We start from the raw sequence: 21,765 nt of genomic DNA, 5'->3' as shown, positions 1-21,765 counted from the left end.
AAGCCCACCCACCATGACCACAATCATTCGCCCCGCCCTGGTGCTGTTCGTGCTGCTGAGCGCGATCACCGGGTTCGTGTACCCGCTGGCCGTCACCGGCGCGGCGCAGGCCCTGTTCCCGCAGCAGGCCAACGGCAGCGTGGTGCTGAAGGACGGCAAGCCCGTCGGCTCGGCACTGATCGGCCAGCACTTCAGCGAACCACGCTACTTCTGGGGCCGGCCCTCGGCCACGGCCCCCACGCCATACAACGCGATGGCGTCGGGCGGCGCCAATCTCGGGCCGTTGAACCCGGCACTGGTCGATGCCGTGCAGGCCCGCGTGGCGGCGCTGCGCGCGGCCGACCCCGGCAACCAGGCCACCGTGCCGCTGGATCTGGTCACCACCTCGGCCAGCGGGCTGGACCCGCACATCAGCCCTGCCGCCGCGCGCTGGCAGGTGCCACGCGTGGCACGCCTGCGCGGCCTGGCGCCCGAGCGTGTCGAGCAGTTGGTCGCCCAGCACACCGAGGCGCCGTTGTGGGGCCTGCTGGGCGAGGCGCGCGTGAACGTGCTGGCGTTGAACCTGGCGCTGGACGCCGCAGCCCGCTGAGCACGCCATGGCCGAACTGCCCGAGTTCCTGTTGGCGCTGGCCGCCCTGTTCATGCCCCTGGCCTGCGCCTGGCTGATCGTGCGGCATGGCGAGCGGCGTCGGCGCGGCCGCCGGCCGCCGCTGCGCTAACCTGCGGCGCTCGATGACCGACCCCGTCCGCCCCGATCCCGATGTGCTGCTGGCACAGCTGCACGCTGACGCAGCGCGCGGCCAGCGCGGGCGCTTGCGCATCTACTTCGGGGCCAACGCCGGTGTCGGCAAGACCTGGGCCATGCTCACCGCCGCGCAGGGCGCCCTGGCGGCGGGCCGTGACGTGGTGATCGGCGTGGTCGAAACCCATGGGCGCAGCGAGACGGCGGCGCTGGTCACCGGCCTGCCAGCCTTGCCCCTGCGCAGCGTGCCGCACCGTGGCAATGCGCTGCGCGAGTTCGATCTGGACGCCGCACTGGCGCGCCGGCCCGAGGTGCTGCTGGTCGACGAGCTGGCGCACCACAACGCCCCCGGATCGCGCCATGCCAAGCGCTGGCAGGATGTCGAGGAACTGCTGGCCGCCGGCATCGAGGTCTGGTCCGCGCTGAACGTGCAGCACCTGGAAAGCCTGAACGGCACAGTGGGCGCCATCACCGGTATCCGCGTGCACGAGACCGTGCCCGACAGCGTGCTCGACGACGCCGACGAAGTGGTGCTGGTCGACGCCACGCCCGACGAACTCGCGGCGCGGCTGGCGGCCGGCAAGGTCTTCCTGCCCCAGCAGGCCGAGCGCGCCGCGCAGCACTTCTTTCGCAAGGGCAACCTGATCGCGCTGCGTGAGATCGCCCTGCGCCGCACGGCCGAACATGTGGAAGACGACGTGCGCGACTGGCGTGTGGAGCAGTCCGGCGTACCACCGGCCGCCTGGAACACCTCGGGCGCCATCCTGGCCGCCGTCGGCCCCGGTGAAGGCGCGGCGCAGACCGTGCGCGCTTGCGCGCGCCTGGCCGGCCAGCTCAACGTGCGCTGGCATGCCGCCTATGTGGAGACACCGGCGCTGGCCCGCCTGCCGGCCGCGCAGCGCGACCGCATCCTGGCCGTGCTGCGCCTGGCCGAGGAGTTGGGCGCCGAGACCGCCGTTTGCACCGGCCAGGACGTCGCGGCCGAACTTGCGGCCCAGGCGCAGCGGCTCAACTGCGCCACGTTGCTGATTGGCCGCAGCACGGCAGCGCGCTGGCGCTCGCCGCTGGCCAGGCCACTGGCAGAACGACTTGCGCGCGCGGCACCGGCGCTGGACCTCGTCAGCGTGGCCCACACCGCCAGCGCGCGGCGCCTGGCGCGCACGCCGGTGCCGACCGATGAGGCCGACCCCGCCGCTGCGCGCTGGCCCGGCTACGCCTGGGCAGCCGCCGCCTGCGTGGCCGTGACGCTGCTGGCAGCGCCGCTGGCAGGCCGGCTGGAGCTGAGCAACATCGTCATGCTGTTCCTGCTCGGCGTGGTCGGCGTGGCCTGGCGCTTCGGCCGCGGGCCGGCAGCTTTCGGCGCAGCGTTGAATGTGTTGGTCTTCGACTTCTTCTTCGTCGCGCCGCAGCTGTCCTTCGCGGTCAGCGATGTGCAGTACCTGCTGACCTTTGCCGTCATGCTGGGCGTGGGTCTGCTGGTGGGCCAGCTGACGGCCGGCCTGCGCTTTGCGGCCCGCGTGTCGGCCAGCCGCGAGCGCCGTGCGCAGTCGTTGTTCGAGCTGACGCGTGAGCTGTCTGCCGCGCTGCAGAGCAGCCAGGTCGCGGCCCTGGGCGCCGCCGCCGTGCAGCGCCACTTCGGCGGCGAGGCGCTGGTGCTGGTGGCCAATGCGGCCGAGCAACTGGTGCTGCCGCCCGAACCACCTGCAGGCTTCGATGCCAGCGTGGCGGACTGGACCTGGCGCCAGGCACAGCCAGCCGGCCTGACGACAGGGACGCTGGCGGCCCAGCCCTGGCACTACGTCCCGCTGAAGGCGCCGATGCGCGTGCGCGGCGTGCTGGCGCTGCGCCCGGCCCAGCCACGCTGGCTGTTGATCCCGGAGCAGGCACAGCAGCTGGACACGCTGGCGCGGCAGATCGCGATCGCCATCGAGCGCGTGCACTACGTCGAGGTGGCGCAGCAGGCGGTGCTCGACATCGAATCCGAACGCCTGCGCAACGCGCTGCTCAATGCCCTGTCGCACGACGTACGCACGCCGCTGACGGCGCTGATCGCGCTGGCCGAGTCGCTGCGCGGCCTGCCCGTCGCCGAGCAAGGCCCGGCCGCCGATGCCATCGTGGCCCAGGCCCACGCGCTGCACGCGCTGGTCAGCAATCTGCTGGACATGGCGCGGCTGGAGAGCGACATGCACCTGCGGCGCGATTGGCAGTCGATCGAAGAACTCGTGGGCGCAGCCATCCGCGCGGCGCAGCCGGCCCTGCGCGGTGCGTCCGTGCACACTGCGCTGCCGGCCGACTTGCCACTGGTGGAGTGCGACGCCGTGCTGATGGAGCGCGTGCTGGTGAACCTGCTGGAAAACGCCGTGCGCTATGGCGCGCCGCCCTTCCTGGTGGCCGCGCAGGCCTTGCCGCAAGCCCTGCAGCTCAGCGTGCGCGACCATGGCCCCGGCCTGCCGCCAGCACTGCACGGCCGCGCGCACCAGCTGTTCGACAAGTTCACGCGCGGCCAGCCCGAATCCGCCACGCCCGGGGTGGGCCTGGGCCTGGCGATCTGCAAGGCCATCGTGCAGGCGCATGGCGGCGAGATCAGCGCCCACGATGCGCCGGGCGGTGGCGCAGAATTCCGCATCACCCTGCCACGCCGCGAACCACCGGCGCTCCCTGCATGAAACCCATGCCCGTTGCCATCGTCATCGAGGACGAGCCGCAGATCCGCCGCTTCGTGCGCAGCGCGCTGGAGGCGGAGGGCTGGCAGGTGCACGAGGCCGGCACGCAGCGCGAGGGGCTGGCGGCGGCTGGCACGCGCCAGCCCGATCTGCTGGTGCTGGACCTGGGCCTGCCCGATGGCGACGGCCTGGCGCTGATCCGCGATGTGCGTGGCTGGTCGGCCGTGCCCATCATCGTGCTGTCGGCCCGCAGCGACGAGGCCGACAAGATCGCCGCGCTGGACGCCGGCGTCGACGACTACCTGACCAAGCCCTTCGGCACCGGCGAGCTGCTGGCCCGCGTGCGCGCCAACCTGCGCCGGCCCCGCGCGCCGGCTGGCGACGGGGTCGATGAGGCGCTGTTGCGATATGGCGAAGGTGAGGGGGTGGTCGAGCTGGACCGCGCGGCCCGCGTCGTGCGGCGCGCAGGGCAGGAGGTGCATCTCACGCCGACCGAATACCGCCTGCTGACCGTGCTGGCAGCGCAGCCCGGCCGCGTACTGACGCAGCGCCAGTTGCTGCGCGAGGTCTGGGGGCCCAGCCACGTGGAACACAACCACTACCTGCGCGTGTACATGGGCCAGTTGCGCGCCAAGCTGGAGGTGGACCCGGCGCAGCCGCGGCATTTGCTGACCGAGACCGCCGTGGGTTACCGGCTGGTCACCTGAAGGCAAAAAAGGCCCGCGCCTTGCGGCGCGAGCCCTTCATGCAGCGTGAGCGCCTGACGCTCAGACTTCGCCGCCCACCAGCTGACCGTGACGCACGGCATAGACCGCTTCGGCGCGCACAGCGTCGCGCGTCAGGTTGCTCTTGGCCGAGGCCACAGCACCGATGTCGGCGCCTTCGCCCACTTCAGGCAGCGCGTCGTTGCGCTGGGCCTGCAGATACTCGGCCTGCACGGCAGAGCGGCTCAGCGTGCTGACCGAGGCCACCGGCGCAGCCGGCACGTAGCCCACTTCGCCGCTGGCGTTGTCGGCTGCAAAACTGGGAGCGGCGGCAAATGCGGCAGCGGCGATGAGGGCGGTGGTGAAGAGCTTGTTCATGGTGATTTCCTTCGATGCATGTTGACAAATCCGGGCAGGGCGGGCCACTTGCCCGTCTCGTCCAGCCTCGGTGAGTCGTCTACTTGGATACGGCTCATCGATGGGATGAACTGTAGAAGTTGGAGCACCAAAGAAAAATAGCCCGTGGCCGAACTGACCGTTTCGGATCTGGCAACAGTGCTGCGGCTCACCACGGGTGCGGCCCATTGCTCGGTGGTCAACCTACAGCCGGTTCAGCCCCAGCAACGCGGCATGCTGCAGCAGCATGATGGTCTTGCCGTCGGCGATGGCGCCTGCCGTGATCATCTCCAGAGCGACGGCCAACGGGATCTCCATCACCTCGATGTCTTCGCCCTCGGCGATGTCACCGCCACCGGGGCCGACACGGTCGCTGTCCTCGTATTCGGCGACGAAGAAGTGCAGCTTCTCTGTCACCGAGCCAGGACTCATGTAGGCCTCGAACAGCCTGCGCGGCGTGCGCACGGCGAAGCCCGTTTCCTCCTGCGCCTCGCGGCGGATGCAGGCCTGCGGATCATCGCCGTCGAGCAGGCCGGCGCAGGCCTCGATCAACAGGCCGTCCGAGCAGCCGTTGACGTACGCCGGAAAGCGGAACTGCCGCGTCAACACCACCGTGCCACGCGCGGCGTTGAACAACAAGAGCACGGCCCCGTTGCCACGGTCATAGGTCTCGCGCGACTGGCGCTGCCACTGGCCATCGCGGCGCTGGTAGTCGAACAGCGTCTTCTTCAGCAGGAACCAATCGTCCGACAGCACGCGCTCCTCGACCACGCGCACGCGCGCGTTCGCCGCCAGCACCGCCGCGCCGCTCACGACCGTGCTCCCGTGTCCATGCGCAGTGGCAGTTCCTGGACATCGAAGACCACCGGCAGGCCAAGCGCCCGGGCGCGGGCCACGTCCTGGTCGGCCCCGCGCGAGGCGCCCGGGATGCGCAGCACGGCGTCGCAGCGCGCCAGCAGCCGGTGGGCGACTGGGTACTGGTAGGCGTCGAACACCGCATCGCCATGCGCGCGGCCGCCCGCCGCATGGATGATTGGCAGCGCGACCCACTCGCTCACCATCGGCACATGGCCTCTGGCATACACGGGCAGGGCAAAGCTCTCCAGGCGCGCGCGGTTGGCGGCGACCTTTTTGGGGTCGCCGTCGGTGCCCGACATGTAGGGGCCGGCAATGAGCACCAGCAATGGCTTCGCGAGGTCGTGCAGGATGGAATCGGTTGTAGGCATATTTGCGTAGTTTCGTGCAACTTCGTGCAATCATAAGAGCCACCGCCTGCAAGTGCAAGCGAGAATCCCGCACCACGACACCGCCCCAACGACAGCATCATGTTGACCGTCCAGCGCAAAAAGCTCCTCCTTACGCGCCTCGCCGCGCAGGGCCAGATCGTCGCCAAGGACCTGGCGCACGAACTCGGCATCTCGGAGGACACGATCCGCCGTGACCTGCGCGAACTGGCCCAGGCCGGCCAGTTGCAGCGCGTGCACGGCGGCGCGCTGCCGGCGTCGGCGGCCGTGGGCGACCTGCGTGTGCGCGAGCAGGTGTCCCCGCAGGACAAGGCCGCGCTGGGGCGCTGCGGCGCAGCCATGGTGCAGCCGGGCCAGGTCGTCATCCTCGATGGTGGCACCACGGCCATCCAGATCGCGCGGCACCTGGACCGCGCGCTGCGCGCCACCTTCGTCACGCACAGCCCCAACGTGGCCGTGGAGTTGGCCGCGCATCCGCATGTGGAGATCATCATGCTGGGGGGCAGGCTGTTCCGGCACTCCATGGTCAACGTGGGGGCGGCCGTGATCGACGGCGCCTCGCGCCTGCGCGCCGATGTCTACTTCATGGGCGTCACAGGCGTGCACCCCGAGGCCGGGCTCAGCACGGGCGACGCCGAAGAGGCCGCCGTGAAGCGCGCGCTGCACGAGCGTGCGGCCGAGACGGTGGTGCTGGCCTCGGCGGAAAAACTGATGGCCGCCTCGGCCTTCGTCGTGGCGCCGCTGCAGGCGCTGAGCATGCTGGTGGTGCCGAAGGCCACGACTGCGCGCACGCTGCGGGCCTTGCGGGCGGGCGGGGTCGAGGTGCGCAAGGCGGGCTGAGGGCGCCGCACTGGCAGCGTGCGCGCCTGCCCTGCGTCGGCGTCAGGTGGGCGTGTCGGCGTCTCGGTAGAAGGCCTCGACCTTGCCCTTCAACTTGATCAGCAGCGGCTTGCCCTTGCGGTCCACGGTCTTGCCGGCGGCCACCTTGATCCAGCCTTCGCTCAGGCAGTATTCCTCGACATCGGAGCGCTCCTTGTCGTTGAAGCGGATGCCGATGTCGTGCTGGAACACGGCGGCCACATGGTGCGGGCTGCGCGGGTCGACGGACAGGTGGTCGGGCAGCGGCGGGCGGGGGGAAATTTCTGCGTTCATGGGGCGTGATTAGACCGCGAGTCGCGGCACGCTCACACCAGCACGCGCCGCAACGCGCGCACCCGTTGCCACACCTGCGCCTGCGTGCCGGCCACTGCCATCATCTGCATGCAGCGCTCCAGCCAACCGGTGCGCGCCTGCATGCGCTCGATGGCGCGCAGCAGGTCACGGCGGATGGACGCACCGTACGCCCCTTCCGCCTTGGCGACGGCCTGGCGCAGCAGCGGCAGCCTGGGCTGCAGCATGGCCAGGTCGATCAGGTCGCGGCTGAACACGCCGTCATCTGGCCAGCGGTCGGAGTTCGCCAGCAGCTTGCTCGTCGCCATGTCCAGGCGCGTCAGCGTGGGCACGCCACACAGCACATCGGCCTTGCCCGGTGTATCGAGCGTGATGCGGGCCTCGAACACGATCTCCATCTTGATCGGCTGCCCGTCCGCCACGATGCGCGTACGGATGCCGTACTGGTCGGCCCGCAGCTCACCGGCCTGCACGAGCGGCACAGACTGCGCCCGGGTGATGGCCGACAGGCCTTGCCCACCGGTCAGCGCCTGCCGCAACTGGCGGTACGCGGCGAGGTCGCTCACCAGGAAATCGATGTCCACCGACTCGCGGTATTCGCCGCAGCACAGCGCGATGGCCGTGCCGCCACCGAACAGGCACTGCCGTTCTCGCAACGCCGCACCATCGAGCGATTGCAAGACCCGCGCAATTCGCTGGTGGTGCGGCCGCTCAAACAACGGGCTGCCCCACAGGCGCATCGCCCAGGGCCAGGCGCAAGGCGTCGATCAGGTCGCGTTCGTCCGCGCCCAACGTCGCACTGTCCAGATGGCGGGCATTGCGTTCATAGATGCCCAGTGCCTCGCGCGGTGTCAGCACCTGGGGGCCATGCACCTGCCACGCGAGCTGCTGCAGCCAGGGGTAGTCGGCGATGTGGATGCGCGCCGGCAGCCAGCCGGTGCGCGAGGGCGCATGCGCGGCCGTCGCGTCGCGCGTCTGCACTGCAGCCGCAAGACCCAGCACCGTCAACACCTGCCAAGCCGCGCCGAGCGTGACCGAAGGCTCGCCCTTCTCGATGCGGTGCAGCGTCGGCCGCGAGATGCCCGCAGCTTCTGCCGTGGCCACCGCGCTGAGGCCCAGTGCCTTGCGCCGCTGGCGCACGGCGGCGCCCATGGCGACGAGAGCGTCGGTCGCCTGCAATGTCGAGGGCGGAGCAGAAGCGGGCATTTGTGATTCTCATTATTTACAAAACGTCCAATTTGTCAATTTTGAGAAACACTTTTGCTGCTCTACTACTCTCAGAGCCGCATCAACACCTTCTCCCCCGTCGCCTGTTTGCCATACACGCCAATGGCCTCCAGCGTCAGCGCCTGCGCCATCGTGACCTCGCGCGTGTAGTGGCTGGCGAAGGTGGTGGTCAGCTCGGCAGCCACGCGGGATTTCAGCTCCTGCACGCGGTGCGCGCCGACCTTCTGCAGGAAGGGGAACAGCAGCCAGCCGCCCACGCTCCAGGCCATGCCGAAGCCGCGCGCCAGTTCGATGGGGCTGCGGTCCAAGCTGCCGTAGACGTAGACCTGTTTGTGCGTGGCCGAGCCGTAGCGGCTGTACTCGGCCGCCTTGCGTGCGATGGCCGCTTCCATGGCGACGAGGATCTGGCCGGCCAGCTGGCCGCCGCCGATGGCGTCGAAGGCCAGCGTGGCGCCGGTGGCGGCAATGGCGTCGGTCAGCTCGGCCATGAAATCGGGTGACTGGCTGTCCACCACATGCTGCGCGCCCAGGCTGCGCAGCAGCGCGGCCTGCTCGGGCTTGCGCACGATGTTGACCAGACCCACGCCGTCCTTCAGGCAGATCTTGTTCAGCATCTGGCCCAGGTTGGAGGCCGCCGCCGTGTGCACCAGCGCGCTGTGACCCTCGCGCCGCATGGTCTCCACCATGCCGAGCGAGGTCAGCGGGTTCACGAAGCACGAGGCGCCCTGCGCGGCTGTCGTGCCCTCGGGCAAGGGCAGGCACTGCGCGGCCGGCATGGCGCGGTATTCGCTGTACATGGCGCCGCCGATGAGGGCGACCTTCTTGCCCATCAGCGCCTGCGCGGCGGCGGACGTGCCGGCCGCCACAACCGTGCCCGCGCCCTCGTTGCCCACGGGCATGGATTGGCCCAACCGGGCGGCCATCGCCGCCATGGCGGCAGGCGGCACGGTGGCCGTGATGACGGGCCGCTCGGCCGTGCCCGAGGCCTGCGCCGTGCGCATGTCGGCGCCGCCGAACAGCAGGCCCAGATCCGACGGGTTCAGCGGCGCGGCTTCCATGCGCACGATGACGTCCTCCTCGTGCGTGGGCTCGGGCACGGGCACCTCGGCGAGCGAGAGTTCCAGCACGGCATCGGGGCGGATCAGGGAGCGCAATTGCAAGGACATGGGCAAGGGCATGGCGGGCTTTCAGTTGGACGTTCAGACGGGTTCGGGGCAGTATAGAAACGCCCGATTCGCCCCGGGCCGGCGGGCACAATCGCGCGCCATGCGGTTCCTCAAAGACCTGAGCCTGCCAGCGTTCACGGCTGGTTTCGTCGCCGTCCTGGTCGGCTTCACGAGCTCGGTGGCCATCGTGTTCCAGGCCGCGCTGGCCTTTGGCGCCACGCCCGAGATCATCAGCTCGTGGATGTGGGCGCTGGGCCTGGGCATGGGCCTCGCCACGGCCATCCCCTCGCTGATCCTGCGCATGCCGGTCATGATCGCCTGGAGCACACCGGGCGCCGCCGTGCTGGCCGTGGCCGGTGCGGGCTATGGCATGGGCCATGCGGTGGGCGCCTTCATGCTGTGCGCCGCCGCCATCGCCCTGGCCGGCATGACGGGCTGGTTCGAACGCGTCATGAACCGCATCCCGATGGCGATTGCTTCGGCGCTGCTGGCCGGCGTGCTGGCCCGCTTCGGGCTGGAGGCGTTCCTGGCCGCCAAGACCGCGCTGGGCCTGGTGCTGCTGATGCTGGGCGTGTACCTGCTGGGCCGGCGCCTGCTGCCGCGCTACGCCGTGCCGTTGACGCTGCTGGCGGCCATCGTCTACTGCGCGCTGCGCGGTGAGCTGGCCTGGTCGGGCGTGCAGTTCGCGCTGGCGGTGCCGGTGTTCGTGATGCCGCAGTTCAGCTGGCAGGCGGCCATCAGCCTGGCGGTTCCGCTGTTCGTCGTGACCATGGCGTCGCAGAACCTGCCGGGCGTGGCGGCGATCCGCGCCTCGGGCTATGGGCGCATGCCGATCTCGCCGCTGATCACCATGAGCGGCCTGGCCACGCTGGTGCTGGCGCCGTTCGGCGCGTTCGCACTGAACCTTTCGGCCATCACGGCCGCCATCTGCATGGGCCGCGAGGCGCATGAAGATCCGGACAAGCGCTACACGGCCGCCGTCAGCTGCGGGCTGTTGTATGTGCTGATCGGCATCTTCGGCGCCACCGTCACCGGGCTGCTGACGGCCTTTCCGCGCGAGCTGGTGGCGGCCATCGCCGGGCTGGCGCTGCTGGGCACCATCGGCAACGGGCTGGCCATGGCCATGCACGACGAGAAACATCGCGAAGCGGCGCTGATCACCTTCCTCGTCACGCTCAGCGGTGTGGTGATCGCCGGCATCGGCTCGGCCTTCTGGGGCGTGGTGGCCGGCGCCGTGGCGCTGTTTGTGCAACAGTACGGCCCTTCCCGAACGCCCAGGCCATGACCTCCATGAACATCCTCTTCGTCGCCGATCCGTTGGCAGATTTCAAGATCTACAAGGACACCACCTTCTCGATGATGCGCGAGGCCCATCGACGCGGTCACCGCATCACGGTCTGCGAGCCGCGCCAGATCAGCTGGCGCACCGGTGGCCTGGTGCAGGCCCAGGTGCGCGAGATCACGCTGACCGGCGAGCCCGACGCGTGGTTTCGCGAGACCGCCACGCCGATCAAGGCCTTGAAGGAATTCGACGCCGTGCTGATGCGCAAGGACCCGCCGTTCGACAGCGAGTTCTTCTACGCCACGCACCTGTTGGAGCAGGCCGAGCGCGAAGGTGCCCGCGTCTTCAACAAGCCGGCCGCGCTGCGCGACCACCCGGAAAAGCTGGCCATCATGGAGTTCGCGCAGTTCACCAGCCCCACGCTGGTGACCCGCAGCGCGGCCGACGTGCGCGCCTTCCACGCCGAGCACCACGACATCATCCTGAAGCCGCTGGACGGCATGGGCGGCATGGGCATCTTCCGCGTGAAGGCCGACGGGCTGAACCTGGGCTCCATCGTCGAGACGCTGAACAAGGACGGCGCCGAGACCATCATGGTGCAGCGCTTCGTGCCCGAGATCACGCAGGGCGACAAGCGCATCCTGGTGATCGGCGGCAAGCCGGTGCCGTTCTCGCTGGCGCGCATTCCGCAGGGCTCGGAAGTGCGCGGCAATCTGGCAGCAGGCGGCAAGGGCGTGGCGCAGCCGCTCTCGGCACGCGACCTGGAAATTGCAGAAGCCATCGGCCCGGTGCTGGCCGCGCGCGGCCTGCTGCTGGTGGGGCTGGACGCGATCGGCGACTGCCTGACGGAAGTGAACGTGACGAGCCCGACCTGCTTCCAGGAGATCACGGAGCAGACGGGGTTCGATGTGCCGGCGATGTTTGTCGATGCGCTGGAGGCGGCGCTGGCGACATAGAACCGCTTCAGTGGTAGTCGCTCTCGCGCTGATGGCGGACCGCACCGATCAGCACGACCTGCGCATCCCGGATCTCGAACATGGCCACGTAGCCAGTCGCGCCGAAAGGAATGATGAGTTCGCGCACGAAGGCGCCGTCGCCGACCTTTCTGCAGCTGAAGGGTGTCAGTTCCAGCACACGGCAAGCAGTGCGGATGGCGTCGATGGCGCGGGCCGCAATCTCCAGATCGCCTGTCGCACTGTGCAGCGCACGCTCCGGCACATGGTCGAACAGCCTCTGGAGATCGTCTTCGGCCTCGCGGCTGAAGATGACCTGAAAACTCATGCGCGCTTGGCTTTGCGGGCTACGGCCAGCTTCGCTTCGAGCTTGGCAATCACGGCGTCGGCCGCAATGCCGTCGTTCGCCATGGCCGTTCGCGCGATGGCCGCGAGGCCGCGGCGGATGAATTCGGAGTGCTCACGCCGACGCGTCACTTCTGCGCGGACGGCCGTCTCGACCAGCCCCGCCATCGTTTCTCCCTGAAGCAAGGACTGCTCGATTTCGTCGCGAAGTTGCGGCTCGATCCGAACCGGGGGGATGGTGGCGGTCTTCATGTCCGCAGATCGTATTGCCGATGCGATACAAAAGTCGCCCTGCCCACTGCACTACGCCTGCGCACGAAAGTGCCGCTCGATCTCCTCCACCGTGCCCAGCAACAGCGGCCGCACATCCCGCATGAACACCTCCGCCGGCATCGCGCTCGGCCCGGCCGCGCTGAGCACCATCAGCGGCAGCCCCTTGCCGACGCGCACCGGCGCCGCAATCGCATGCACCTCGCTGCGCCAGTCGCCGAACGAGCAGCAGCACCCGTGCTGCGCCAGATCGCCCGCCGCCTGCGCGATGCCCTGCTCGATGCGCGGCCAGCCGGCGGGGTCGAGCGCGCGGATGCGGTCCTCCAGCCCCCGGCGCGCGCCGGGCTTGGCGGCGGCCAGGTAGGCGCGGCCCATGGCCGAGACCGCCAGCGGAATGCGCGAGCCGATGTTCAGGCGCAGCGTGACGATGGAATCGCTGCGGCAGGTTTCCATGTAGAGCATGGACATGCCGTCGCGCAGGCCCAGCGCGATCAGGCATTGCGTGGCGTTGGCCAGCTTCTGCATCAGGGGGCGGCTGACCTCCTTGGCATCCAGCCGCGCCAGGGTGGTGCCGCCCAGCGTGAGCGTGGCCATGCCCAGGCGGTAGCGGCCCTCCTCGGCCACGTGGTGCAGAAAGCCGAGCTTGGTCAGCGTGTACGTCAGGCGCGTGACGGTGGACTTGGGCAGAGCGCAGCGCTCGGCCAGGTCCTGGTTGCCCAGCCGTTCCTCGCCCGAGGCGAAGCACTGCAGTACCTTGAGGCCGCGCGCCAGCGCTTCGACGAAATGCCGGTCTTCCTTGGCGTTGGGCGTCGGCGCGGGCGCCGGGCTGGCGCGGGGCACGCGCTTCAGGCGCGCAGCAGGCCGGCCAGGCGCTGCGCGATGAGCGTTTCGGCCTCGCGCATGATGCGCGCGACGAGATCGGCGACAGTGGGGATGTCGTGGATCAGGCCGGCCACCATGCCGCAGCTCCAGGCGCCGGCGTCGAGTTCGCCCTGCTGCATCACCCGGGGGTAGATGCCCGCGACCTGCTCGTGGATGTCCTCGATCTTCAGCGCCTCGCCCCGCTCGCGCTCGATCTCCAGCAGGCGCTGCACGCCCGCGTTGTCGAGCACGCGTTCGGTGTTGCGCAGCGACCGCATGATGAGCCGCGTGTCGAGCTCGGACGCAGCCACGATGGCCTGCTTGACCTTGTCGTGCACGGGCGCCTCCTGCGTGGCGATGAAGCGCGTGCCCATGTTCATGCCCTCGGCGCCCAGCGCGAGGGCGGCCACCAGGCTGCGGCCGTCGGCCATGCCGCCGGAGGCGACGAACGGGATCTTCAGCTCCTCGGCCGCGCGTGGCAGCAGGATGAAGTTGGGCACGTCGTCCTCGCCGGGGTGGCCGCCGCACTCGAAGCCGTCCACGCTCACCGCGTCGCAGCCGATCTTCTCGGCCTTCAGCGAATGCCGCACCGAGGTGCATTTGTGGATGACCTTGATGCCCGCCGCCTTCAACGCCGCCATGTGGGCCTCGGGGCTGCGGCCTGCCGTCTCGACCGCGCGCACGCCGCCTTCGGCAATCGCGGCGATGTACTCGGCATAGGGCGGCGAGCTGAAGGTCGGCAGGAATGTGAGGTTCACGCCGAAGGGCTTGTCGGTCATTTCCCTGCAGCGGGCGATTTCGCGCGCCAGCAGCTCGGGCGTGCGCTGCGTGAGCCCGGTGATGATGCCCAGGCCGCCGGCGTTGGAGACAGCCGCAGCCAGCTCGGCCAGGCCGACGAAGTGCATGCCGCCCTGGATGATGGGGTGTTCGATGCCGAACAGTTCGGTGATGCGTGTGCGCATGGTGGGTGTCTCAATCCGGGTTGGGTTGGGCGCGTTGCGCGGCGATCTCGTCCTCGACGGCACGCAGGCGGTCCTTGCCGAAGAACATCTCGCTGCCGACGAAGAAGGTGGGCGAGCCGAACGCGCCGCGCTCGTAGGCGGACTGCGTGTTGGCCAGCAGCTGCTGCTTGACCTCGGCGTCCTGCGTGGCCGCGAAGAGGGCGGCCGATGGCAGATGGGCCGCCTCCAGCGCGGGCGCCACGACCTGCGGGTCGGCCATGTTCAGGCTCTGCTCCCACATGCAGGCGAACACGGCATCGACATACGCCTCGAAGCAGCCCAGCCGCTGCGCCGCGACAGCGCCGCGCATGATCAGCAGCGTGTTCACCGGGAAGAAGCTGTTGAAGCGGTAGGCCGTGAGCCCGTGCGCGGCGATGAAGCGGCGCATCTCCAGTGCGTCGTAGGCGCGCTTGTTCGGCACGGCCGCGAACGCTTCGGCCGGCGAGCGGTTGTTGGCCAGCTTGAACAGGCCGCCCAGCAGCACGGGCACGTACTCGACCGCCGCGCCGGTGCGGGCCGTCATCTGCGGCAGCACCTTGTGGCACAGGTAGGCGTTGGGGCTGCCGAAGTCGAACAGGAATTGAACGGGTGCCATTACCAGGACTCCATCCAGGGGCGCAGTTCGGTCTCGTGCGTCCAGGCGTTGCGCGGCTGCATGTGGATCTGCCAGTACGCATCGGCAATGCTGTCGGGCAAGACGATGCCGCCTTGGTCCTTCACTGCGTAGCGCTCGGGGAAGTTGCTGCGGATGAACTCGGTGTCGATCGCGCCGTCGATGATCGGGTGCGCCACGTGGATGCCCTTGGGCCAGAGTTCGCGCGCCATGCTCTGCGCCAGTGCGCGCAAGGCGTGCTTGGCGCTGGCGAATGCGGCGTAGCCCTCGCGCCCACGCAGGCTGGCCGTGGCGCCGGTGAAGATGATGGTGCCGCGGCCGCGCGGCAGCATGCACCTGGCGGTTTCGCGGCCCATGAGAAAGCCGCCCAGGCAGGCCATCTCCCACACCTTGGTGTACACGCGCGTCGTGGTGTCGGCGATGCCGAAGCGCACGTTGGCGCCGATGTTGAACACCGCCACCTCGATGGGGGCGATGTTGCGCTCGATGTTGTCGACCAGCGCAACCATGTCTTCCTCCTTGCGTGCGTCGCTGGCAAACCCGTGGGCCTGGCCGCCCGCGGCCTCGATCTCCTGCACCAGCGGCACCAGCTTGTCCGCGGTGCGGCGGGTCACGCAGGCGATGTAGCCCTCGCGGGCAAACCGCTTCGCGATCGCGCCGCCGGTGGCGTCTCCGGCGCCGATCACGAGGATGGCTTTCTTCTCACTCATGGCGATGTCCTTGTTGTCGTCGAATGCCAGATGACTTTCATCGGGCCGGTTCATTGTGGGGTGGACATGGCGGCAGCGGTGCATCGGTTACGCAACGTAAAACTGCACTGCAGAACAAGCACGAGCTTCTGCCAGTGGCAGGAACACGTGAATCTATTTCGACCGTACGTGCGTTCTGCACTGCAGTTCCGGTCTTTGCCACACGCAGGCGTCGGCTGCCTACACTGCCGCCCCAACCTACAAGGAGACTGCATGAGCGACGCGCCGGGCCGCCCCAAGCCAACACGCACCGAAGGCGACGCCGAAAGTACCCCGGTGAGAACCGATCTGCCGCCCGATGCGCCGCGTACCGGAGTCCGCCAGGCCCGTGACGATGCCGTGCACAAGGAGACGCTTCCCGCACCGCAGCGCGTGCACGAACTGCTGGCGCCCTGGCTGGAGCGCCAGCCCGATGCGCCGGCCTTGCGCGATGCGTTCGTCACGCTGCGCTACGGCGGGCTCGGACTGCAGCTGGAACAGATGGCGCGCCACCTGCAGGACGCGGGCGTGCGCGCCGGCGACCGGGTACTGATCGTGGGCGAGAACTGTGTCGCGCTGTGCGTGCTGTTCCTGGCGCTGAGCCGGCTTGACGCCTGGGCCGTGGTCGTCAACGCGCGGCTCTCGGCACGCGAGATCGACCAGTTCATCGCGCATTCCGGGGCGCGGCGCGCGCTGTACCTGCGCCATGTCTCGCCCGATGCCGGCGCGCACGCCGAACGCCATGGCGCCTCGCCGTTCGCGGGCGTGACTGGCACGCTGGGCGACATCGCCATCGGCCCGCTTGCCGACGCGGCCGTGCCCGAACCGTGCCACGCCGACCCGCGCGCGCAGGTGGCGGCCCTGGTCTACACCTCGGGCACGACCGGCGCGCCCAAGGGCGTGATGCTGACGCACGCCAACCTGCGCTTCGTGGCGCAGGCCGCGCGCGACATCCGGGGGCTGGGGCCGGGCGATGTCATCTACGGCGTGCTGCCGATGGCGCACGTGGTGGGCCTGTCGACCCAGTTCCTGGGCGCCATGTGCGCCGGCGCCCAGCTGCTGCTGGCGCCGCAGTTCTCGGCCGAGCGCACCGTGGATGCGCTGCGGCGCGAGGGCGTGACCGTGTTCACCGGGGTGCCGGCGCTGTACGCCCGCATCCTCGAATGGACGCGCCAGCGCGGCGAGTCGATCGGCGCCCCGGCGCTGCGCCTCATCAGCGTGGCCGGCTCGCCGCTGACGCCGCCGCTCAAGGCCGACGTGGAACACACCTTCGGCCTGCCACTGCAAAACGGCTACGGCCTGACCGAGACCGCGCCCACCGTCGCGCAGACCCGCGAGGAAGCACCGCGCGAGGACTGCTCGGTGGGCCCGGCGCTGCCGCAGGTCGAGCTGCGCCTGGTCGATGCCGCCGGGCGCGATGTGGCGCCGGGTGAGGTCGGCGAGCTGTGGGTGCGCAGCCCCGGCGTGATGCAGGGCTACTACCGCAACGCCGAGCTGACGGCCGCTGTGCTGGACGCGGCCGGCTGGTTCAACACCGGCGACATGGCGCGCATGGCCGCCGATGGTGCGCTGTTCATCACGGGGCGCAGCAAGGAGCTGATCATCCGATCGGGCTTCAACGTGTACCCGCTGGAGATCGAGCAGGTACTGAACGCCTACCCGGGCGTGGTGCAGTCGGCCGTGGTCGGGCGCGAGGCCGGTGCCAACGAGGAGATCGTGGCCTTCCTGGAGACCCGGCACGGCATGGTGATCGACGAGGCGCAGCTGCGCGCTTATCTGCGCGAACAGCTGTCGCCCTACAAGCAGCCCAGCGAGATCCGGCTGATGGCAGCCCTGCCGTCGGCACCGAACGGCAAGGTGCTGAAAAACGTGCTGAAGGAACAGGCCCGAACGCCCATGCCCTAAAAGACGGGTAGCGCCGCCTCAGTGGCGAGCGCCCCGCATCACGCCCGGCGTGCAGACGTGTTGCCGGCGCGTCGGTAGCTACATCGACAGGGCGCCGTCGACGAACACCTTCAGCTCGCCCGGCGCAAACGCCGTCCAGGCTTCGTTGGTGGTCAGCGGCGCTGTCACCACCACGGCCACGCGGTCGTTGGGCGTGGTCACCGTGGCGAAGTCGACCGACAGCTCCTCGTCGGTCAACTGCGCGTGGGCGAACGGGTGCCGACGCTCCACGTAGTGCAGGTGCGTGGAGGCATGCGCCCACAGCGCCTGGCCGTTGGACAAGAGGAAGTTGAACGTGCCGTGGCGCGCGATGCGTGGGGCCAGCTCGCGCAGCGTCAGCGTCAGCTCCTCCACCGTGGGCACGCCGGCATGCGACTTGGCCAGCTCCTGCAGGATCCAGCAGAACGCGCGTTCGCTGTCGGTGGTGCCCACCGGGTGGTAGGCGGCGTGCAGCCGGGGGTGAAAGTCCTTCAGATCGCCGTTGTGCGCAAACACCCAGTAACGGCCCCACAGCTCGCGCACGAAGGGGTGGCAATTCTCCAGCGCGATGGCGCCTTGCGTGGCCTTGCGGATGTGCGAGATCACGTTGCGGCTCTTGATCGGGTAGCGGCGGATCAGCTCGGCCACGGGCGATTCGCAGGCGCCCTGGTGGTCCACGAAATGCCGCAGCCCGTGGCCCTCGAAGAACGCGATGCCCCAGCCGTCGCTGTGGTGGTCGGTGCGGCCGCCGCGTTCGGCAAAACCGGTGAAGCTGAACACCACGTCGGTCGGCGTGTTGCAGTTCATGCCGAGCAGTTGGCACATGTCTACTCTCCCTGCGCCGGGCGCAACTGGCGCGCCGCGACGATGGCCAGCGCGCACAACGCGGCCAGCATCAAAAACGATTCGTTGAACGCCGCCAGCCGCGCCGGGCTGGTGACGGGGTTGGCCATGCTGTCGCCATGCACGGCCAGCCGCCATTCGAGCACGATGCCGCACAGGCTGATGCCGGCCGCGCCGCCCAGCATGCGCAAGAAATTGATGGCGCTGACACCCTGCGGGATCAACGCCTTGTCCAGCCCGCGCATGGCGCCCAGGTTCAGCGATGGCAGGATGAAGCCCAGGCCGATGCGCCCCAGGATCGCCCAGGCCACCAGCCACCAGATCGAGGTGGAGAGCGAGATCGTGACCATCAACGCGAACGACGCGGCCAGCAGCGCCAGCCCGGTGCTGACCAAAAGCGAGGCCGGCATGCGGTCGGCCAGGCGGCCCACGCCCACCAGCACGCCCGCCAGCACCAGGCCCGCCGGCATCAGGATGGTGCCCACATACGAGGCCGACAATCCCAGGCCTGACTGCATGTAGACCGGCAGCAGGTAGGTAGAGCCGAACAGCGCCGTGCCGTAGATGAGAGACACCACGCTGCCCATGGCGAACTGGCGGTAGCGGAAGAGCGCCAGGTTCATCAGCGGCGCGCCCCCCTGTGCCGCCAGCCGCCGCTGCCACCACAGGAACAGGCCGAATGCCGCCGCTGTGCCGGCCAGCAGCGCAGCCGCCCGCGCCAGCGCGCCATCGTGCAGCTCGACCATGCCATTGAGCAGGCACAGCGTGCCGACCGTGCCGAGCACCAGGCCGCGCCAATCGAGCGCGGCACCCCGGTCGACCGCGCCGCCACCCGGCGCCGTGACGGGCACGAACTTGCGCGCCAGCCACAGCGCAGCCAGGCACAAGGGCACCACCATGAAGAAGATGGAGCGCCAGCCGAACAGGTCGACCAGCACGCCACCGATGCTGGGGCCCAGCGCCGGCGCCAGCACCACCCCCATGCCGAAGATGCCGCTGGCGCGGCCCTGCTCATGCGGCTCGAACGCCCGCAGGATGATGATGGCCGGGATCGGTTGCAGCACGCCGGCCGCCAGGCCTTCGACCACGCGCGCGGCCAGCACCAGCGGATAGTTGCCGGCCAGCCCGCCGACGACACCGCCGACCAGCAACAGGCCCACTGCGCCGTAGCACGTCATGCGGTAGCCGTAGCGTGCCAGGAGCCAGGGCGTGGTCAGCATGGAGCTGGTCATGGCGACCATGAATCCCGAGCTGACCCAGGTGGCGCGCGAAGGGGTCAGCGCGAAATGCTGGCTCATGTCCGGCACGGCCACGTTCACGATGGTGGAGGACATGATGGAGGCCATGGTCCCCACCATCACCGACAGCAGCAGCAGCCAGCGGTAGCGCGGCCCGTAGCGGGCCTGCAGTTCGGGCAGGGTGGCCGGCGCGCTCAACGCAGATGGGCCATTACTTCTTCTCGGACCACAGCACGCCGCCGGTGGCCCAGTTCTGGCGTTGGATGTCCGTGATGATCACGTCCACCGATTCAGGCGAGCCGCCCAGGACCTCGACCGACACGCGCGTCAGCTCGGCGACCAGCTTCTTCTTCTGTTCGAGGGTGCGGCCTTCCATCATTTCGACGTGGTAGGTGGGCATGGGGTACTCCGATGTGATTGAAAGCCGGGGATGTTAGCCGCCGGCCTCGCCCCTGGCGCACTGCGCGCAGACGCAGGCGCGCCCGCGCAGCGCGGCGGGAATACGGTCGAGCACGCCGGGTGCGAAGTCGGTGACCTTGCACCAGCAATCCAGGGGTTTGACGCCCTGTGAGGCGCCGGGAACCGCCTGCAGGGCACAGCCGTTGGCAGCGCCGCACAAGGGGCACCGGCCGGGGTCCGGGGGCACGGCGGGCCCCTTTGTCGAAGTGGACATGCGGGCCAGTGTAGGCCGGCGCCGCCATGCCCACCGTGGGCCAAAGGGCCGGTCATGCAAGCCCCTCACAATGGGCCGTTCGCACAACAAGGAGAACAAGATGCTTGCCAATGTCCTGGTCGCACTGGTGGCCGCCCTGCACCTGTATTTCCTGGTGCTGGAGATGTTCCTGTGGGACAAGCCCTATGGCATGAAGACCTTCGGCAACACGCCCGAGAAGGCCGAGACCACCAAGGTGCTGGCCGCCAACCAGGGCCTGTACAACGGCTTTCTGGCCGCAGGTCTGGTGTGGGGGCTGAACCTGGGCGCCGATGGCCGGGAGATCACCACCTTCTTCCTCGGCTGCGTGGTGGTGGCCGGGCTGTTCGGCGCGCTGACGGTCAGCCGCAAGATCTTCTTCGTGCAGGCGCTGCCGGCGTTGCTGGCGCTGGCGGCGCTCTGGTTGCTGTGAACGGGCGCTCGAAGCGCTGCGCTCAGGGCAGCGGCCGCTCTGGCGCCTGCAGTGCCGCCGGCGCTGGCACGTCCACCGGCGGCGGCAGGGCCGCGGCGCGGGCCGCCTCATTGGCCTCGGCCTGCTCGGTGGAGAAGATGTCCCATACGGCGATGAACATGGCGGCGATCAGCGGGCCGATGACGAAGCCGTTCAACCCGAACACCGCCATGCCGCCCAGCGTGCTGATCAGCACCAGGTAGTCGGGCATCTTGGTGTCCTTGCCCACCAGCAGTGGGCGCAGCACGTTGTCGACCAGGCCGATCACCAGCACGCCATAGACCACCAGGCCGATGCCCGGCAAGGTGGCGCCGGTGGCCAGCAGGTACAGCGCCACCGGCCCCCAGACGAGGCCGGCGCCCACGGCCGGCAGCAGCGACAGAAACGCCATCAGCACCGCCCACAGCACGGGCGCATGGATGTCCAGGAACCAGAAGGCCAGCCCGCCCAGCGCGCCCTGCACCACGGCCACGGCGATGTTGCCCTTGACGGTGGCGCGAATGACGGTGATGAACTTGCCCGAGAGGTTGCGCAGGTACCGGGCGTTCAGCGGAATCGCATCGCGCATGCGCCGCGACAGCTGCGCACCGTCGCGCAACAGAAAGAACAGCAGGTACAGCATGATGAAAAAGCCGACCACGAAATCGAAGGTGTTCTGCCCGATGTTCAGCGCGCTCTGCGCAATCTTCTGACCGCCTTCGTTCAGCGCCGTCGTCAGGCGTTGCTGCAGCAAGGAGAGGTTGTCCAGCCCGAAGCGGCCCAGCAACTGGGTGAACCAGTCGGGCAGCGCGGCGTAGATCTGGTTCGCATAGCCGGCCAGGCTGATGTCGCCCTCGCGCATGCGCTCGACCAGCGACGTGCCTTCCTGGATCAGCGAGGCGGTGATCAGCGACATCGGCAGGAACACCAGCACCAGAATCCCCAGCAGCGTCAGCAAGGCCGCGACGGTGCGCCGCCCACCGACCTTGGCCAACAGCTTGCGGTAGACCGGCGCGAACACGATGGCCAGCACGGCCCCCCAGAACACGGCGCCGTAGAACGGCAGCAGGATCCACCCGAACGCCACTGAGACCACGAGCAGCAGCAGGATGAAGGCCTTCTGTTCGAGGGCGGGAGGCGATTCGGGGGGCAGGCCGTTCATGGAAATACGAGGGAGCGCAAGATGGGCTGGATCGTATCGGGAATCGACGGGCCGGTTTGTGGGACGGCGACGCGTGCCGGGGCGTGGTCCCC

27 protein-coding genes are annotated in these 21,765 nt (G+C 69.3%); 9 read left to right on the top strand and 18 right to left on the bottom strand.

Translation table 11 applies throughout. The features are described 5' to 3' along the window. Positions 1 to 13: 13 nt before the first annotated feature. The 4 genes from kdpC to kdpE are packed head-to-tail and all read left to right on the top strand — an operon-like array spanning position 14 to position 4,112. The gene (gene kdpC, locus AC099J_RS01260) at positions 14 to 589 is read left to right on the top strand and encodes a potassium-transporting ATPase subunit KdpC (RefSeq protein ID WP_479613378.1); all 576 of its coding nucleotides are present in this window, start codon (positions 14 to 16) and stop codon (positions 587 to 589) included. A 7-nt stretch (positions 590 to 596) separates the two neighbouring features. Next, complete coding sequence (locus AC099J_RS01255) at positions 597 to 719, top strand: hypothetical protein (protein ID WP_479613377.1); 123 nt, start codon at positions 597 to 599, stop codon at positions 717 to 719. Between the two features lie 13 nt (positions 720 to 732). Continuing rightward, the gene (locus AC099J_RS01250) at positions 733 to 3,408 is read left to right on the top strand and encodes a DUF4118 domain-containing protein (protein WP_479613376.1); all 2,676 of its coding nucleotides are present in this window, start codon (positions 733 to 735) and stop codon (positions 3,406 to 3,408) included. Next, on the top strand, positions 3,405 to 4,112 hold the full coding sequence (gene kdpE, locus AC099J_RS01245) for a two-component system response regulator KdpE (RefSeq protein ID WP_479613375.1): 708 nt from the start codon (positions 3,405 to 3,407) through the stop codon (positions 4,110 to 4,112). Before AC099J_RS01250 ends, kdpE begins: the two co-directional genes overlap by 4 nt. 60 nt (positions 4,113 to 4,172) lie before the next feature. On the opposite strand, the gene AC099J_RS01240 is transcribed toward kdpE, so the two are convergent. The 3 genes from AC099J_RS01240 to AC099J_RS01230 all read right to left on the bottom strand — a co-directional run bounded on the left by AC099J_RS01240 (position 4,173) and on the right by AC099J_RS01230 (position 5,731). Then, positions 4,173 to 4,487 (bottom strand): hypothetical protein, encoded by a 315-nt coding sequence (locus AC099J_RS01240; RefSeq protein WP_479613374.1) that lies wholly within the window; start codon positions 4,485 to 4,487, stop codon positions 4,173 to 4,175. 222 nt (positions 4,488 to 4,709) lie between these two features. Next, positions 4,710 to 5,303 (bottom strand): NUDIX domain-containing protein, encoded by a 594-nt coding sequence (locus tag AC099J_RS01235; protein WP_479613816.1) that lies wholly within the window; start codon positions 5,301 to 5,303, stop codon positions 4,710 to 4,712. A gap of 11 nt (positions 5,304 to 5,314) precedes the next feature. Further along, entirely contained in the window at positions 5,315 to 5,731 is a 417-nt protein-coding gene (locus tag AC099J_RS01230; RefSeq protein WP_479613373.1) for a DUF4406 domain-containing protein, read from the bottom strand. Between the two features lie 99 nt (positions 5,732 to 5,830). Here AC099J_RS01230 and AC099J_RS01225 point away from each other — a divergent pair, with 99 nt between their 5' ends. Further along, positions 5,831 to 6,589 (top strand): DeoR/GlpR family DNA-binding transcription regulator, encoded by a 759-nt coding sequence (locus tag AC099J_RS01225; RefSeq protein ID WP_479613372.1) that lies wholly within the window; start codon positions 5,831 to 5,833, stop codon positions 6,587 to 6,589. A 42-nt stretch (positions 6,590 to 6,631) separates the two neighbouring features. Here AC099J_RS01225 and AC099J_RS01220 read toward each other — a convergent pair whose 3' ends face one another. From AC099J_RS01220 to AC099J_RS01205, 4 genes are all read right to left on the bottom strand, one after another. Further along, a complete protein-coding gene (locus AC099J_RS01220; protein ID WP_479613371.1) occupies positions 6,632 to 6,901 on the bottom strand; it encodes a DUF3297 family protein in 270 nt (89 codons plus the stop codon). A 32-nt stretch (positions 6,902 to 6,933) separates the two neighbouring features. Further along, entirely contained in the window at positions 6,934 to 7,599 is a 666-nt protein-coding gene (locus AC099J_RS01215; RefSeq protein ID WP_479613370.1) for a nucleotidyl transferase AbiEii/AbiGii toxin family protein, read from the bottom strand. Positions 7,600 to 7,630: 31 nt separating this feature from the next. Further along, entirely contained in the window at positions 7,631 to 8,125 is a 495-nt protein-coding gene (locus AC099J_RS01210) for a helix-turn-helix domain-containing protein (protein WP_479613369.1), read from the bottom strand. Between the two features lie 71 nt (positions 8,126 to 8,196). Beyond that, positions 8,197 to 9,312 (bottom strand): zinc-binding dehydrogenase, encoded by a 1,116-nt coding sequence (locus AC099J_RS01205; protein ID WP_479613368.1) that lies wholly within the window; start codon positions 9,310 to 9,312, stop codon positions 8,197 to 8,199. A gap of 100 nt (positions 9,313 to 9,412) precedes the next feature. On the opposite strand from AC099J_RS01205, the gene AC099J_RS01200 reads away from it, so the two are divergent. Beyond that, the gene (locus AC099J_RS01200; RefSeq protein WP_479613367.1) at positions 9,413 to 10,597 is read left to right on the top strand and encodes a benzoate/H(+) symporter BenE family transporter; all 1,185 of its coding nucleotides are present in this window, start codon (positions 9,413 to 9,415) and stop codon (positions 10,595 to 10,597) included. Between the two features lie 5 nt (positions 10,598 to 10,602). Further along, positions 10,603 to 11,550 (top strand): glutathione synthase, encoded by a 948-nt coding sequence (gene gshB / locus AC099J_RS01195; protein ID WP_479613815.1) that lies wholly within the window; start codon positions 10,603 to 10,605, stop codon positions 11,548 to 11,550. Between the two features lie 7 nt (positions 11,551 to 11,557). On the opposite strand, the gene AC099J_RS01190 is transcribed toward gshB, so the two are convergent. Genes AC099J_RS01190 through AC099J_RS01165 form a run of 6 tightly spaced genes read right to left on the bottom strand, consistent with a single transcriptional unit; the run spans position 11,558 to position 15,347 of the window. Continuing rightward, entirely contained in the window at positions 11,558 to 11,875 is a 318-nt protein-coding gene (locus tag AC099J_RS01190; protein WP_479613366.1) for a type II toxin-antitoxin system RelE/ParE family toxin, read from the bottom strand. Further along, the gene (locus AC099J_RS01185) at positions 11,872 to 12,144 is read right to left on the bottom strand and encodes a YlcI/YnfO family protein (protein WP_479613365.1); all 273 of its coding nucleotides are present in this window, start codon (positions 12,142 to 12,144) and stop codon (positions 11,872 to 11,874) included. Before AC099J_RS01185 ends, AC099J_RS01190 begins: the two co-directional genes overlap by 4 nt. A gap of 51 nt (positions 12,145 to 12,195) precedes the next feature. Next, positions 12,196 to 13,002 (bottom strand): IclR family transcriptional regulator, encoded by an 807-nt coding sequence (locus AC099J_RS01180; RefSeq protein ID WP_479613364.1) that lies wholly within the window; start codon positions 13,000 to 13,002, stop codon positions 12,196 to 12,198. A gap of 5 nt (positions 13,003 to 13,007) precedes the next feature. Continuing rightward, positions 13,008 to 13,985 carry an NAD(P)H-dependent flavin oxidoreductase gene (locus AC099J_RS01175; protein ID WP_479613363.1) on the bottom strand — a complete coding sequence of 326 codons (978 nt, stop codon included), beginning with the start codon at positions 13,983 to 13,985 and terminating at the stop codon, positions 13,008 to 13,010. 10 nt (positions 13,986 to 13,995) lie between these two features. Continuing rightward, positions 13,996 to 14,619, bottom strand: coding sequence for a DsbA family protein (locus tag AC099J_RS01170; protein ID WP_479613362.1), 624 nt, complete (start codon positions 14,617 to 14,619; stop codon positions 13,996 to 13,998). Continuing rightward, positions 14,619 to 15,347: an SDR family oxidoreductase gene (locus tag AC099J_RS01165; RefSeq protein ID WP_479613361.1), complete on the bottom strand. Its 729-nt coding sequence runs from the start codon at positions 15,345 to 15,347 to the stop codon at positions 14,619 to 14,621. The genes AC099J_RS01170 and AC099J_RS01165 overlap by 1 nt, the downstream gene beginning before the upstream one ends. Before the next feature lie 252 nt (positions 15,348 to 15,599). Here AC099J_RS01165 and AC099J_RS01160 point away from each other — a divergent pair, with 252 nt between their 5' ends. After that, a complete protein-coding gene (locus tag AC099J_RS01160) occupies positions 15,600 to 17,270 on the top strand; it encodes a class I adenylate-forming enzyme family protein (protein WP_479613360.1) in 1,671 nt (556 codons plus the stop codon). A 78-nt stretch (positions 17,271 to 17,348) separates the two neighbouring features. On the opposite strand, the gene AC099J_RS01155 is transcribed toward AC099J_RS01160, so the two are convergent. From AC099J_RS01155 to AC099J_RS01140, 4 genes are read right to left on the bottom strand one after another with little or no spacing between them, the layout of a single operon-like run. Continuing rightward, positions 17,349 to 18,113 (bottom strand): class II glutamine amidotransferase, encoded by a 765-nt coding sequence (locus tag AC099J_RS01155; RefSeq protein WP_479613359.1) that lies wholly within the window; start codon positions 18,111 to 18,113, stop codon positions 17,349 to 17,351. Between the two features lie 2 nt (positions 18,114 to 18,115). Then, positions 18,116 to 19,567 (bottom strand): MFS transporter, encoded by a 1,452-nt coding sequence (locus tag AC099J_RS01150; protein WP_479613358.1) that lies wholly within the window; start codon positions 19,565 to 19,567, stop codon positions 18,116 to 18,118. A 13-nt stretch (positions 19,568 to 19,580) separates the two neighbouring features. Continuing rightward, positions 19,581 to 19,769, bottom strand: coding sequence for a 4-oxalocrotonate tautomerase (locus AC099J_RS01145; protein WP_479613357.1), 189 nt, complete (start codon positions 19,767 to 19,769; stop codon positions 19,581 to 19,583). A 33-nt stretch (positions 19,770 to 19,802) separates the two neighbouring features. Continuing rightward, entirely contained in the window at positions 19,803 to 20,042 is a 240-nt protein-coding gene (locus AC099J_RS01140; protein ID WP_479613356.1) for a cysteine-rich CWC family protein, read from the bottom strand. 100 nt (positions 20,043 to 20,142) lie between these two features. Here AC099J_RS01140 and AC099J_RS01135 point away from each other — a divergent pair, with 100 nt between their 5' ends. Beyond that, on the top strand, positions 20,143 to 20,493 hold the full coding sequence (locus AC099J_RS01135) for a DUF1304 domain-containing protein (protein ID WP_479613355.1): 351 nt from the start codon (positions 20,143 to 20,145) through the stop codon (positions 20,491 to 20,493). 22 nt (positions 20,494 to 20,515) lie between these two features. Here AC099J_RS01135 and AC099J_RS01130 read toward each other — a convergent pair whose 3' ends face one another. Further along, the gene (locus AC099J_RS01130) at positions 20,516 to 21,673 is read right to left on the bottom strand and encodes an AI-2E family transporter (RefSeq protein ID WP_479613354.1); all 1,158 of its coding nucleotides are present in this window, start codon (positions 21,671 to 21,673) and stop codon (positions 20,516 to 20,518) included. Positions 21,674 to 21,765 lie beyond the last annotated feature (92 nt).

It is taken from the genome of Rhodoferax sp. RT4P68 (genome assembly GCF_056521305.1).
Note: the sequence above shows the minus strand (reverse complement) of the source record. Positions and strands in the feature narration are given on the sequence as shown.